Origin of the sequence: Nonomuraea sp. 10N515B (assembly GCF_052245915.1) — a bacterium.
Classification (GTDB): Bacteria; Actinomycetota; Actinomycetes; order Streptosporangiales; family Streptosporangiaceae; genus Nonomuraea.
The window spans coordinates 1-12,682 of record NZ_JBQQBQ010000057.1 but is presented as its reverse complement, the minus strand read 5'-3'; the positions used below and the strand labels follow the sequence as shown (position 1 = coordinate 12,682).

Genomic DNA, 12,682 nt, shown 5'->3' with positions numbered 1-12,682 from the left:
CCATGTGGACGGGAAAGTGCGGGGAGCGAGAGTTGTCGGCAGCCGAGGGAGAACTGCATGACCCGTATCGCCGCAGTCCGTTGCGCCTTCCCTCCCCACCGATACCCACAAGCCGAGCTCACCGACATGGCCGCCCGCCTCTGCCTGCCCGGCAACGCCGACCGGCGCCTCCTCGACCGCCTGCACCGCAACGCCCAGGTGGACCACCGCAACCTCGCCCTGCCCATCGACCAGTACGACAAGCTCAACGGCTTCGGCGCCGCCAACGACGCCTTCATCTCCGTCGCCGAAGAGCTGGGACTCGAGAGTGTGAAGGCCGCCCTGGACGCCGCCGCACTGAAACCGACCGACGTAGACATGATCATGTTCACGTCGGTGACCGGCATCGCCGCACCCTCCATCGACGCCCGCCTGGCGGCGGCACTCGGCCTGCGGCCCGACGTCAAACGCGTCCCCATCTTCGGCCTGGGCTGCGTCGCCGGAGCGGCGGGCATCGCCAGAATCCACGACTACCTGCACGGCTGGCCCGACCACGTGGCCGTGCTGCTGTCGGTGGAGTTATGCTCACTCACCCTCCAGCGGGGCGACTCCTCACCCGCGAACCTCGTCGCCAGCGCATTGTTCGGCGACGGCGCCGCCGCCATAGTGGCCTGCGGCAGCCGACGCCGGGCGGCCGGCCCCACCGTCGTGGCCACCCGCAGCCACCTGTATCCAGGCTCCGAGCACGTCATGGGATGGCAGGTGGGCGACACCGGATTCCGGGTGATGCTGGACGCAAGCGTCCCGGCACTCGTACGGCGGCACCTGGCCCACGACGTGCACGCCTTCCTGGCCGACCACGGCGTGACAGCCAGCGACGTGACGGCCTGGGTATGCCATCCCGGCGGGCCGAAAGTGCTCCAAGCCGTGTCCGACGAGCTCAGCCTGCCCGCACACGCACTCGACGTCACCTGGCGCTCGCTGGCGGCCCACGGCAACCTGTCCTCCTCCTCAGTCCTGCACGTGCTCGCCGACACCCTCGCCACCCGCCCGCCCGAACCGGGAACCTGGGGACTGATCATCGCCATGGGGCCCGGCTTCTGCTCGGAACTCGTCCTGATCCGCTGGTGACCGCACCCATGACCCCACTCCTGGTGACCGCCCCATGACCTGGTATCTGCTGCTCATCGTGCTCGTCGGCCTGGAACGTGTGGCCGAACTGGTCGTCGCCCGCCGCAACGCCGCATGGAGCATGGCCCGCGGCGGCGTCGTGACCGGCCAGGGCCACTATCCGTGGATGGTGGCCCTGCACACCGGGCTGCTCGTCTGCGCGCCCCTGGAGGTGGCGCTGGGGGAGCGGCCCTTCCTTCCCCCGCTCGGCTGGCCCATGCTCGCCCTCGTCATGGCGGCCCAGGCCTTGCGGTGGTGGTGCATCACCACGCTCGGGCCGCGCTGGAACACGCAGGTGATCGTGGTGCCCGGCCTGCCGCTGGTGACCCGCGGCCCCTACCGGCTCCGGTGGCTGCGGCATCCCAATTACGTGGCGGTGGCGGCAGAGGGGCTCGCGCTGCCGCTGGTCCACACGGCCTGGGCGACCGCGCTGGCGTTCACCGTGCTCAACGCCGCACTGATGGTGGTGCGGATCCGATGTGAGAACGCGGCCCTCACCCTCGCCCCGGAGCGGTGACGGCGTGATCGACGTGCTCGTCGCCGGCGGCGGCCCGGCCGGACTGGCGACAGCCGTACACGCGGCACTGGCCGGAATGGAGGCGGTCATCGTCGAACCCCGCGCCTGCCCCGTGGACAAAGCATGCGGCGAGGGCATCATGCCCGGCGGGGTGACGGCACTCGAGGCGATGGGAGTGCAGATCGAGGGACGCGCGTTCCGCGGCATCCACTACCTCGACGGCCGCCGAGACGTGCGAGCCGCCTTCTCCACCGCTCCCGGACTGGGCGTACGCCGCACGCACCTGCATGCCGCACTCGCCCGCCGAGCCGCCGAACTGGGCGTCACGACCATCACCGGCAAGATCACCCACGTCGAGCAGAACCGAGACGGCATACAGGCCGCCGGGCTGCGAGCCCGCTGGCTGGTGGCCGCCGACGGACTGCACTCCCCGCTGCGCCGCTCCCTCGGCCTCGACCTCCCCGCACGCGGACCCCGCAGATACGGCCAGCGCCGGCACTACAGGATCGAACCCTGGACCGACTTCGTCGAGGTCCACTGGTCGAGCGCCGGCGAGGCCTACGTCACCCCCGTCGCCGAGGACCTGATCGGCATCGCCATCCTCAGCTCGATACGGCGCGGCTACGACGAGCACCTGCGCGCCTTCCCCGCCCTGAACCGCCGCCTGCGCGGCCCGGCCGTCACCCCGGTGCGCGGCGCGGGCCCGCTGCGCCAGGCCGTGCGCACCCGCCGCGCCCGACGCGTCCTGCTGGTCGGGGACGCCGCCGGCTACGTGGACGCGCTCACCGGCGAGGGCCTCTCCCTGGCCGTACGATCGGCCGAACTGCTGGTCAGGTGCCTGGCCGAGGACCGGCCCGAGGACTACGACGGCGCGTGGCTGCGGCTGTCTCGCACGCACCGGCTGCTGACGGGCGCGCTGGTGCAGGCCACGCGCCGCCCCGGCACGGCCCGGCTGGTGGTGCCCGCCGCCCGCCGCCTGCCCGGCCTGTTCACCGGCATCGTCAGGATCCTCGCCTGACACTGTTCGTGGGGGAGGGGTGAGCCCTTGCCGCAGCACACCTGTCGCGGCAGGAGACCCGATGACGAGCGAGACCGTTCACGACGCCCCTCGTACGTTTCCGGATCCCGCACGGCGATGCCGTTCATCACTGACCTTGACCTTGCCGGACGGACCTCTCACAAGAGGGGCAGCAAGGTACATATGCGTGATACCGAACAGAATCCGCGTTCTGTCTGGTATCGCACTAAATGTCCATCATTGAGCGAATTCACGGCGCGAGGGCGCCGCACATCGGCGGCCCGGGTCGCGGGGAAGCAGGCCTGCGACGGGGCGTCCCGCGACCGTCACAGGCGGTTGACGAAGCGCGCGGCGGCGCTCTGGCTCATGCCGGTTTCGCCGCGCACCAGGAAGACGGCTTCCTGGATCTGGCCGAGGGCTTTGAGTTCGCGGGCCTGATCGACCAGATCGTCGCTCGGATTGGGGCGGTTGCGAGGCCGCTGGGTCAGGCGTGCGGCGACGATGATGAGCCAGATCGCGGTTGCGGTGATGACGGCCGTGAGCGCGATGATGCTCGGGGTCGCGATCTCCAGGGGTGACATGGGCTGCGACTTCCCGCGGTTCGAGGGTTTATGCGGCGGTTCATTCGTTGCTTGATAATGAACATTATGTCAAGTAGAAGCGGGTGGCTCCAGGCGGGGCTCCCTCGGCGGCTGAGGACGCAGCGTCTGATGGGACAGTTGTTTCCGTCACACCCCGACGCCGGGATCCGAGGCTCGACGGAGGGCTGCGCGGGGCGGGATCGGCGTCCTGAGCGGCGCTTTAGCCGCATGCGCCGCCACCGCGGCGCCACTGCCGTGGCCGGTCGGCTGGCCTGACGGCGGGTTTGACGTTATGTTGATTCGCTGTCCTTCGCACCGGTTGTGGACTTAAGGTGGAGCTTCTGCTATCCGCGCCGCGAGAGGAGCAGCACGTGGGGAGCCAGTCGGTATTGTGCCCGGTGTGTCAAGGGGTTGTGCCCGCTTCGGGTAAGGAGTCGTATACGGCACTGAGGGGCCGTCTGATCGTGACCAATGGGTACTGCGCCGGCGGGTGTGCCGAGCGGCGTGCGGAGACGGCTGAGCAGACGCGGCAGGTGGCGCGTCCGGAGCCGGTGGCCGGTGCGGAGGCTGCGCCGATGCGGCCGGCCGTGGCCGGTGGGCGGCCTGGTGGTGCGCCGTTGCGGGTGGTGCGCTGAGTCATTGCTGTGCTGAAACCGCTGGTGTGTAAGACCGCTGATGTGCTGAGCCGCTCCCCCGTTGCCGGGCCTGGTCAGGCGTGGCCGTCGGTGGTGTGCCAGTAGTCGCGGGTTTCCACCGCGAGCCCGTCGGGGTCGAAGCGGGCGAAGACGCAGCCGGCCAGGGTGGTGGGGCGGCCGTTGTCGCGGGCGTGGACGCGGAATTCGATCGCGGCCCGGTCTCCGTCGACGAGGGGGATGGCGAAAGTGACGGTGGGTTCACTTTCGCCGGTGAAGGACCAGGCGATGTAGTCGGCGATGGCCTGTTTGCCGTGGTGCGGGGGGCGGAACGGCATGCTGGTGTGCACGGCGTCGTCGTGGTAGAGGGCGGTGATGGCGGCGACGTCGTGGTGGGTCCAGGCGTGCTGCCAGGTGTCGGCGAAACGCTGGGCGGCCGCGCGGGTGTCCATACCGGTCATTGTGGCCGATGCGCGTGATGCGGTGCCCCGTTTTCAGCCGGTGTAGGGGCGGACGGCGGTGACGGCCGTGACGGGCAGGGGCCCGTACAGGTGGGGGTAGCCGTTTTCGGTGCGGACATCGAGGCCGGCGGGGTCGATGTCGAGGATGAGCAGCGGTGCGGTGACGTGGCGGTAGTGGGCGGTGTGGACGTCGCGCAGCTGGGCCAGGTCGCGGCTGCAGTGGATGAAGCCTTCTTGCTCGAGGGTGCGGCCGAGGGTGGAGATGCGGTATTCCCCCGCTTGCCGGGCGGCGTGCCAGTCGGCGGCCAGGGCGAGGTGGTGGAGGGTCATGGGGCCTGTGCGGTCCATTCGGTGTCGAGGATGGCGTAGATGGCTTCGCTGGCCCATTCGCCTTTGACGTATTCGTTGTCGATGAGGGTGGCTTCGCGGCGCATGCGGAGTTTTTCCAGGACGCGGGCGGAGGCGGTGTTGCGCGCGTCGAGGCGGCCGGTGATGCGGTGCAGGCCGAGGCCGGTGAAGCCGAGGTGGAGCATGGCGCGGGCGGCTTCTGCGGCGTAGCCGTGGCCGTGGTGGTCGGGGTGGAGGATGTAGCCGATCTCGCCTTGGCGGTGCTGCTTGCTGGTCCAGATGAGCAGGACCGAGCCGATGACGTCGCCGGTGCGGGGCAGGGTGACGGCCAGGTCGAGGGCGTCTCCTTCCTCGCGCACAGCGGTGCGGGTGATCTTCTTGTCGAGGAAGGTGCGGGAGCTGTCGCGGTCGCGGGGCTCCCAGTAGAGGTAGCGGGCGACGTCGGGACGGGATTCGTAGGCGTGGACGGCGTCCAGGTCGGCTGGGGTGAAGGGCCGCAGGAGGAGGCGTTCGGTGGTGATCGGGTAGCGGGGCTGGAACACGCAGGCAGTGTAGGGAGGCGTCATCGGGGGTGCAAGGCGTTTTCGATGGTGAGGGTGAGCAGGGTGCCGGCGTCTTCCAGGGGGCGTTGTTCGACGACGTGTTCGAGCCAGAGGGTCGAGAGGGTGGTGTAGACGAGGCGCACGCGGGGGTCGGTGCCGGGCAGGTGGAGGGCGTCGGCGATGAGGTGGATGCAGCCGTCGCTCCAGCGGCGGGCGATCTGCTGGAGGACGGGGTCGCGGCCGGCGTGGACGTACAGCTCCCACAGGCCGAGCTGGCGGGTGCGGTCGGCGGCGGCGACCTGGGCGGGCAGGCCGAGGAGGCCGTGCTCGGCGATCCAGGCGCGGGTGGTGTCCAGTTCGGTGGTGACGAGCTGGGCGAAGGCTTCGGCCAGGAGCTGGTCGCGTGAGGCGAAGTAGTAGGTGGTGGCGGCCAGCGGCAGGTGGGCGCGCTCGGCGACGGCGCGGTGGGTGACGGCGGCGAATCCGCCGTCGGTGAGCAGGTCGACGGCGGCGGCCAGGAGGGCGGCGCGGCGGCGGCGGCCGCGGGCCTGGCCGGTGGTGTGGTGGGATGCGGGGCCGGGGTGGTCGGGCTGCGGGTTCAATGGCCACCTGCGAGGTTGAGGACGACGACGCCACCGATGATGAGCAGGATACCGCCGATCTTGAGGGGGGTGAGGGCCTCGCCCATGAAGGCGGCGCCGATGAGGGCGATGGCGGCGGTGCCCGCGCCTGACCAGACGGCGTAGGCGGTGCCCATGTCGAGGTGGAGTTTGAGTACGTGGGCCAGAAGGGTGAAGGAGGTGATGTAGCCGGCGGCGACGAGGAGGGTCCAGCCGAGGTGGGTGAAGCCGTTGCTGAGTTTGAGTGCGGAGGTGGCCAGGACTTCGGTGGCGATGGCGAGGGCGAGCAGGAGCCAGGCCATGGGTGTCCCCCAGACTGAAATTGGTACGAGTGTGCCAGTTTATCGCGGCCTTGGGCACCGGGTGGGCCGGCGCCGGTGCATCAGCACCCTTGGGGCGCGTGGTGAGCCGAACTGCTTGAAAACGCAGTCGAATACGTGTTCCACTGGAGGGTGTGGCTTGGGACGCGCTTCCGCTTGTTGACGCCGCCGACGATCGTCCGCTGATCGAGCGGCGCGCGGTGGTGCGCGGTGATTTCCTGGAGATGCAGGCCCGCACGATGATCGAGCGGGTGCCGCACGTCGCGGGCATCGCGCAGCGGTGGGCGGTCTCCCCCTACCGTGGATGCGCCCATGCCTGCCGCGGCTGTGGCGCCCGCGCGGGGCATCGCCGGCTGGGTTTGGACGCGGGGCGGGATTTCGAGACGCGGATCGTGGTGAAGCCGAACGCGGTGACGCGGTTGCGGGCGGATCTGGCGCGCTGGGGCGGTGAGGAGCTGGCGGTCGGGGTCAGCGGTGACTGTTATCAGGCGGCGGAGGAGACCTACCGGTTGATGCCGGGGGTGATCGGGGCGCTGGCCGAGGCGGGGGTGCCGTTCACCGTCTACACCAAGGGGCCCCTGGTGTTGCGTGACGCCGACCTGCTGGCGCAGGCGGGGGCGCAGGTGGCGGTGTCGATCGCGTTCGTGGACGAGCGGATCCGGCGGGCGGTGGAGCCGGGCGCGCCGACGGCGCAGGCCCGGCTGGAGCTGGTGTCGGCGCTGGTGGAGGCCGGGGTGGCGTGCCGGGTGCTGATGGCGCCGGTGTTGCCGCTGCTGAGTGACGCGGCCGATCAGCTGGCGGCGACGGTGCGGCGGATCGCGGGGACGGGGGCGCGGGCGGTGGAGCCGGTGGTGCTCAGGCTGCCGCCGGGCACGCGTGGGTGGTATCTGGAGTGGCTGGGGCAGGCGCATCCGCAGCTGGTGGCCCGTTATGAGGAGTTGTACGACCGGTCGGGGTTGCCGTCGGCCGATTACGAGCAGCGCATCACGGGGCAGATCGCCCAGTTGTGCCGGGTGTACGGGATGGGGTGCGGTCCGGTGGTGGCGCAGCGGCGTGAGCCGCTGGTGGCGCAGCTGGCGCTGGTGTAGATCCCTCGAGCCCGGACGTTGCGGGAGGGCGGATCACCCGTCTGCCCGCCGCTCCCCCGGGTTGTCAGGTGGGTGCGGGGGTGGAGCGGGTGGCGAGCTGGTCGAGGGAGATGCCGAGCACGTCGGCCAGCGCCGCGATGGTGAAGAACGCGGGGGTGGCGATCCGGCCGGTTTCGATCTTGCGGAGCGTCTCGGCGGACATGCTGGCGGCGGCGGCGACCTCGACGATGCTGCGCTCGCCCCGGGCTTGGCGCAGCAGGTGGCCGAGGTGCTCGCCGCGCAGGCGCTCCTCGGGGGTGAGTGGAGGTCGGACCATGCCTTCAGTCTACACCCCCGGGATATCAATACCGGTATTGTTATCGTGTAGAGGCGTGGTGGGCGATGATGAGGCCGGAGCCGGGCAGCGGGGCGGCGCCGAGCAGGCGCAGGCCGTGCGGGCGGGCGGCCGGTGAAGGGCGGTGTGCCGCCGCCGAGCACGCCGGCGCCGAGCATGAGGTGCGGTTCGTCGGACGATGCGGGTGTTGTGCGACGGCGCGGTCTGCTCGGGGGTGAGGGTGCCGGACACGACGACCTTGTCGATGCAGCACGCGGTCGCGCGGCGGTGTCGTCGTCGAACGCCTCCTCGAACGGCAGCGCCCTGACCTCGCCGCCGGGTCCTTCGCCGTGGCCGTTCGAGCGAGACGATGGTGCGCACGATGAGCTGGCGCAGGTCCGGGTCTTCCCTTCGGCGTGGGAGAGACGGCGCCGGTGGCGGATTCTTCGCTCCCGCCGGGGTTTTTCCGCGGTCGGGCTACGTACGTACCGCATCTAGGTACCTATATGGGGATTTGTCCCGTATTGGCTGCTTCGGGGCGGTGCGCATGCTGGACACATGCTCACGCAATCGGGGGAAAGGATCAGCGTGGAGACCATGTGCCAGCCGCATTTCACTCAAGACGACCCGTCGCGGGAAAAACCCGCCTGGCGTCTGCCCTCCTGGAACGGCCTGCTGGCCGTAGGACATGACCTGGCGCTGCGCGCCGGATGGGCCGGACAGGAGCGCACCGTCACCTGGACGCTGTCGGCCCGGCCTTCGGCCGTGCGCACCGCGCGCCGCCTGAGCGCCGCCCGGCTGTCGGCCTGGCAGCTGGCCGAGACCGCCGCTGAGACCGCCACGGGGACCGCGGTGCAGCTGGTCGAGCGGCTCGTCGCCGACGCCCTCGCCCGCGGCGCCGAGAAGATCAAGCTGACGCTGTCGGCCGAGGACGGCCTGCTGCGCTGCGAGGTCGACGAGCAGCGCGCCTCCCACGCGGTCGTCCGGCCCTCCCGCGCCGCCTGCGCCGACCTGGACCGGCTGGCGTGCTGCTGGGGCGCCGCCGGCACCGTCGTCTGGTTCGAGCTGCGTCTGACGCCGCAGCACTGACCGTGGAAAGGGAGTCACCCGTACCGTGCGCAGAATTCAGATCCGCACCACCAAGAAACCCCGCATCCGGCTCGGCCTGGACCTGCGGACCCCGTCAGGGCGGGCACTGCCGTACTGATCGGCAGCCGGCCCGGGCCACGAGCACGCCCGATGGCCGGTTCCGGCCCCCTATGCTGCCACCGGAACCGGTGCCTGATCACGACGCCGCGTCGTCGTCGGCGCGGGCCTGCTCGCCCACCCACACCGCGATCTGAGCGCGGGAGCTGAACCCGAGCTTGGTCAGGATGTGCTCGATGTGGCCCTCCGCGGTCCGCTGGGCGATCACCAGGGAGGCCGCGATCTCCTTGTTCGTCATCCCCTGCGCCACCAGCTGAGCGATCTCCCGCTCGCGGCGCGTCAGCGGCGCCTGTTCCCCCTTGGCCTCCGGCGCCTCCCTGGTCTCCGCGCCGCCGGGATTGTCCTCGGCCAGCGCGTACGCCACCGCCTCCTCATACGGCAGCCGGGCGCCCCGCCGCACCGCCGCCGCGAAGGCCCCCTCCCCCAGCGCCTGACGTGTACGCGCCCGGCACTCGTCGTGATAGCGGGCCAGATGCCCGTACCCCGACAGCGGCGCCCCGACCAGGCTCCACACGCTCTCCAGCACGCCCAGCAGCCGCGCGGCCCGCTCGAACAGGCCCTGCGTGGCGGCGATCCAGGCCAGCACCTCGATCGTGATCCCCACGCCCAGCTGGTCGCCGAGCGACCGGTTGAACGCCAGGCTCTGACGCTCCAGTTCGGTGGCTCGCGGCAGGTCCCCCTGACGCCACACCTCCACCCCCAGCGCCATCATCGTGTACGCCTTGTGCCAGCCCTCCCCGTGGGCCTCGCACACCGCCAGGGCCTGCTCGGCCGTGGCGATGGCCGCCTGCGACTGGCCCAGGAACGAGCGGGCCAGCGACAGCCGGATGAGCGACAGGGCCAGCCCGACCGGGTCGCCGGTGGCGCGATGGCATTGCAGGGCCCGCTCGTAGCAGCCGATCGCGTCCTGGGGGCGCTCCTGGTACATGGCGACCATGCCGGAGAACAGCTCGGCGTACCCCAGCAGCGCCTCGTCATCCAGGCGCTCGCCGATGCGCCGGCACTCCTCCAGCATGGCCTGCGCGGCCGGCAGGTCGGCCTGGATGACGGCCAGCCAGCCGCCGGCCCACAACGCGCGGCCGCGTACGTCGTCAGGTGAGGAAACGGTGGCCAGTCCCCGCTCCAGCCAGGCCCGTCCCTCACCTAGGTAATAACTGGTGATCCAGTGATACAGCAGATCGGCGGCCATGCTCAGCCCGGCCGTGGCATCGGCCGGCGTCGTCAGCCAGCCGTCCAGGGCGCTGCGCAGGTTGGCGTGCTCCAGCTGCAGCCGGGTGAACCAGGCCACCTGCTCCGGCCCGAACACCTCCGCACGGGCACGGCCGGCCAGGTCGCGATAATAAGCGCGATGCCGCCGCCGCAGCCGCGTCTCCTCGCCGCGCTCGCGCAACCGCTCGCGGCCGTACTGGCGCAGTGTCTCCAGCATCCGGTAGCGGACGCCGCCCGGATGGTCTTCTCGAATCAGCACGGACTTGTCCACCAGGCCGATCACCAGGTCGAGGACGTCCTCGCGGTCGATGCCGCTCCCGCAGCAGACCGTCTCGGCCCCCTCCAGGTCCAGGCTCCCGGCGAACACCGAGGCTCGATGCCATAGCAGCCGTTCCTCCTCCGAACATAGGGCGTGACTCCAGTCGATCAGGGCGCGCAGCGTCTGGTGGCGCGGCAGCACCGCCCGCGACCCGCCGGTCAGCAGCCGGAACCGGTCGTCCAGCCGCTCCAGCAGCTGCTTGGCCGACAGGGCGCGCAGCCGCACGGCGGCCAGCTCGATCCCCAGGGGCAGGCCGTCCAGGCGGCGGATGATGCCGGAGACGATGTCGCGGTTGTCGTCGGTGACGGCGAACGAGGGCACCACGGCACGGGCCCGCTCGGTGAACAGCTGCACCGCGTCCGTCTGCGCCAGCGTCTCCAGCGGCGTGTTGCCGTTGCCGTTGGGCAGCGGCAGCGGCGCCACCGGCACCGCGTGCTCGCTGGCGATGCCCAGCACGTGCCGGCTGGTGGCCAGGATGCGCAGCTCGGGTGCGGCGCGCAGCAGGGTGTCGGCCAGCACGGCGCACTCGCCCACGACGTGCTCGCAGTTGTCCAGGATCATCAGGGCCTGCTTGTCGCGCAGGTGGTCGGTCAGGACCCGCATCGGCGGCGTGGTGCTGTGGTCGCGGATCTCCAGCGCCTCGGCCACGGCCCGGGTCAGCATGTCCGGCTTCTCCACCGCGGCCAGTTCCACCAGCCACACGCCGTCGCGGAAGGCGCGCCGCACCTCGTGGGCGACGCGCAGCGCCAGGCGTGTCTTGCCGACTCCGCCGACGCCGGTCAGCGTGACCGCCCGCGAGACGGACAGCAGCTGCCGGACCTCGGCCACCTCCTGCCGACGTCCCACGAAACTCGTCACCTCGGCCGGGAGGCTGCCGCTGTGCTGCCCCCGGGAGGCGCTGTTCGTCACCGTTGTCATGGCGCCTTTCACGACGCGGCCTGGCGGGTCACCATGGCGCCGTGACCCCGTCGTCGCCCCCAGGTTATGTCCCGGCCGTTTTCCGGGGCAGTTCACGCTAAAAACCCACAGGAAGTTTTTGCCTCCCATGGGCATGCCGCGACCCCGCCTTGACCAGCCTCCGCAGGGCGCGCGGCACGGATCGCGAGGGAGGATCCGTGCCGCGCGCGTGCGGCCGGCCCGCGGCGCATCGGGCCGCCCTGTGCGCGTGAGCAGGGGGACCTCACGCGTCCAGAGCCGCGGGCGCCAAGAGCGCCGTGGAGGAGAACGTCCGGGACGCCGGCGGCGCCCCGGACGAGGTGGGCGGCCTCATGCCGCGGTCAGCACCGGTACGGGCACGACGCTGCGCCCATCGGGCAGCAGCTCGCCGGTGTCGTCGAAGAACACCACCCCGTTGCACAGCAGACCCCATCCCTGCTCGGGGTGGTAGGCGACCAGACGCGCGGCCTCGCGGCCGGCGGCGTCGGCGGGCGGGCATGGAGGCAGATGCTGGCACATGACGCGAATCCTCGAACTTTCCGATTCCCTCGCTCCCCGCCTTCTCGCGGGTCACACCATCAGAATGCCTCCGCACCCACCCCCAGAAAGAGGTGATAAATCCCCATATAGGTACCTATGTCACGTACGTAAGCGGAGGGCCGCCCCCACCCGAGACGACCCTCCACCCGCCAGCGTCAGCCGGCCGCGCGCACCGGCTGACGCAACACCGTCCGCGGAAGCGAAGCGTCGAACGCCGTCAGATACACCTCGTGATGCATCCCGTGAGGCACCAGGCCCTTCCCGGCCATGAACTCCTCCATCACCGCCAGCGACACATGCTCCTCACTGAACGGCCCCTCGTGAACCACCTCCACACACAACCCCTCCGTGAACGTCACCACCTGCACCCGATCCACCGCCGCCCCCGAGCCCCGCGCCGCCTCCCGCGCCCGCTCCAGCGCCCCCGCCTCCACCGGCCCCGCCGGCGGCAGCAGCAGGTGCCAGCGCCACGACTCCCGCTCCACCTCCAGCCCCGGCCGCTCGTCCTCCACCCACCACAGGCCCTCCAGCGGCCCACCCGGCCCGCCCATCGGCCCGGCCACCGCATACAGCGCCCGGATCGCCGCACCGTGCTCGGCACCGCCCGGCTCCCCCACACCCGACACGCACAACCGCGTCACCGCACCATGCGTCACCAGCTCAGGGATCATTGCTCCTCCTCCATCGCGACCATCACGTCCGTCGTCAGCTCCTCCGGCGAGGTGAGCGCCGGATCCGACACGTACACCTCGCGGATCGGACCAGCCACCGCATGCCGCCGCTCGGCACACCACGCCAGCACGGCATGCGCCGTCAACGAAATCTGCTCATAAGGCCCGACATGCGTCGCACAGGCGAACACACCACCGGGCAGAACCTGCAC

General features: G+C 71.1%; 17 protein-coding genes and 1 pseudogene. 7 read left to right on the top strand and 11 right to left on the bottom strand.

Annotation, left to right across the window (positions count from 1 at the left end):
* Positions 1-48 precede the first annotated feature (48 nt).
* The 4 genes and pseudogenes from ACTWQA_RS46790 to ACTWQA_RS46775 form a co-directional block, all read left to right on the top strand.
* Positions 49-645, top strand: a pseudogene (locus ACTWQA_RS46790) (type III polyketide synthase); the annotation flags it as partial.
* Positions 646-1,110, top strand: coding sequence for a 3-oxoacyl-[acyl-carrier-protein] synthase III C-terminal domain-containing protein (locus tag ACTWQA_RS46785; protein ID WP_443165349.1), 465 nt, complete (start codon positions 646-648; stop codon positions 1,108-1,110).
* A gap of 34 nt (positions 1,111-1,144) precedes the next feature.
* Positions 1,145-1,666 (top strand): isoprenylcysteine carboxyl methyltransferase family protein, encoded by a 522-nt coding sequence (locus ACTWQA_RS46780; RefSeq protein WP_443165311.1) that lies wholly within the window; start codon positions 1,145-1,147, stop codon positions 1,664-1,666.
* Positions 1,667-1,670: 4 nt separating this feature from the next.
* A complete protein-coding gene (locus ACTWQA_RS46775; protein ID WP_443165310.1) occupies positions 1,671-2,684 on the top strand; it encodes an NAD(P)/FAD-dependent oxidoreductase in 1,014 nt (337 codons plus the stop codon).
* Between the two features lie 326 nt (positions 2,685-3,010).
* On the opposite strand, the gene ACTWQA_RS46770 is transcribed toward ACTWQA_RS46775, so the two are convergent.
* The gene (locus tag ACTWQA_RS46770; protein WP_443165309.1) at positions 3,011-3,265 is read right to left on the bottom strand and encodes a hypothetical protein; all 255 of its coding nucleotides are present in this window, start codon (positions 3,263-3,265) and stop codon (positions 3,011-3,013) included.
* A 464-nt stretch (positions 3,266-3,729) separates the two neighbouring features.
* Here ACTWQA_RS46770 and ACTWQA_RS46765 point away from each other — a divergent pair, with 464 nt between their 5' ends.
* Positions 3,730-3,900: a hypothetical protein gene (locus ACTWQA_RS46765; RefSeq protein ID WP_443165308.1), complete on the top strand. Its 171-nt coding sequence runs from the start codon at positions 3,730-3,732 to the stop codon at positions 3,898-3,900.
* A gap of 74 nt (positions 3,901-3,974) precedes the next feature.
* Here ACTWQA_RS46765 and ACTWQA_RS46760 read toward each other — a convergent pair whose 3' ends face one another.
* Genes ACTWQA_RS46760 through ACTWQA_RS46740 form a run of 5 tightly spaced genes read right to left on the bottom strand, consistent with a single transcriptional unit; the run spans position 3,975 to position 6,170 of the window.
* On the bottom strand, positions 3,975-4,349 hold the full coding sequence (locus ACTWQA_RS46760) for a nuclear transport factor 2 family protein (RefSeq protein ID WP_443165307.1): 375 nt from the start codon (positions 4,347-4,349) through the stop codon (positions 3,975-3,977).
* Between the two features lie 42 nt (positions 4,350-4,391).
* Positions 4,392-4,688: a DUF952 domain-containing protein gene (locus ACTWQA_RS46755; RefSeq protein WP_443165306.1), complete on the bottom strand. Its 297-nt coding sequence runs from the start codon at positions 4,686-4,688 to the stop codon at positions 4,392-4,394.
* On the bottom strand, positions 4,685-5,248 hold the full coding sequence (locus ACTWQA_RS46750; RefSeq protein WP_443165305.1) for a GNAT family N-acetyltransferase: 564 nt from the start codon (positions 5,246-5,248) through the stop codon (positions 4,685-4,687). Before ACTWQA_RS46750 ends, ACTWQA_RS46755 begins: the two co-directional genes overlap by 4 nt.
* Before the next feature lie 20 nt (positions 5,249-5,268).
* Positions 5,269-5,850, bottom strand: coding sequence for a TetR/AcrR family transcriptional regulator (locus ACTWQA_RS46745; RefSeq protein ID WP_443165304.1), 582 nt, complete (start codon positions 5,848-5,850; stop codon positions 5,269-5,271).
* On the bottom strand, positions 5,847-6,170 hold the full coding sequence (locus ACTWQA_RS46740) for a DMT family transporter (protein ID WP_443165303.1): 324 nt from the start codon (positions 6,168-6,170) through the stop codon (positions 5,847-5,849). The genes ACTWQA_RS46745 and ACTWQA_RS46740 overlap by 4 nt, the downstream gene beginning before the upstream one ends.
* 152 nt (positions 6,171-6,322) lie before the next feature.
* Between ACTWQA_RS46740 and ACTWQA_RS46735 the strand changes: the two genes are divergently transcribed.
* Positions 6,323-7,276 carry a radical SAM protein gene (locus ACTWQA_RS46735; protein WP_443165302.1) on the top strand — a complete coding sequence of 318 codons (954 nt, stop codon included), beginning with the start codon at positions 6,323-6,325 and terminating at the stop codon, positions 7,274-7,276.
* A gap of 64 nt (positions 7,277-7,340) precedes the next feature.
* Here the strand turns inward: ACTWQA_RS46735 and ACTWQA_RS46730 are convergent, their stop codons facing one another.
* On the bottom strand, positions 7,341-7,592 hold the full coding sequence (locus ACTWQA_RS46730; RefSeq protein WP_443165301.1) for a helix-turn-helix domain-containing protein: 252 nt from the start codon (positions 7,590-7,592) through the stop codon (positions 7,341-7,343).
* Positions 7,593-8,147: 555 nt separating this feature from the next.
* On the opposite strand from ACTWQA_RS46730, the gene ACTWQA_RS46725 reads away from it, so the two are divergent.
* The gene (locus ACTWQA_RS46725; protein WP_443165300.1) at positions 8,148-8,678 is read left to right on the top strand and encodes a hypothetical protein; all 531 of its coding nucleotides are present in this window, start codon (positions 8,148-8,150) and stop codon (positions 8,676-8,678) included.
* A 196-nt stretch (positions 8,679-8,874) separates the two neighbouring features.
* Here ACTWQA_RS46725 and ACTWQA_RS46720 read toward each other — a convergent pair whose 3' ends face one another.
* The 4 genes from ACTWQA_RS46720 to ACTWQA_RS46705 form a co-directional block, all read right to left on the bottom strand.
* Complete coding sequence (locus ACTWQA_RS46720; protein WP_443165299.1) at positions 8,875-11,241, bottom strand: ATP-binding protein; 2,367 nt, start codon at positions 11,239-11,241, stop codon at positions 8,875-8,877.
* A gap of 348 nt (positions 11,242-11,589) precedes the next feature.
* A complete protein-coding gene (locus tag ACTWQA_RS46715) occupies positions 11,590-11,778 on the bottom strand; it encodes a DUF5999 family protein (protein ID WP_305918780.1) in 189 nt (62 codons plus the stop codon).
* 176 nt (positions 11,779-11,954) lie between these two features.
* On the bottom strand, positions 11,955-12,470 hold the full coding sequence (locus ACTWQA_RS46710; RefSeq protein ID WP_443165298.1) for a hypothetical protein: 516 nt from the start codon (positions 12,468-12,470) through the stop codon (positions 11,955-11,957).
* Positions 12,467-12,682, bottom strand: a 216-nt coding sequence (locus tag ACTWQA_RS46705; RefSeq protein ID WP_443165297.1) for a GyrI-like domain-containing protein, incomplete at its 5' end; no start/stop codon positions are given. The genes ACTWQA_RS46705 and ACTWQA_RS46710, both read right to left, overlap by 4 nt.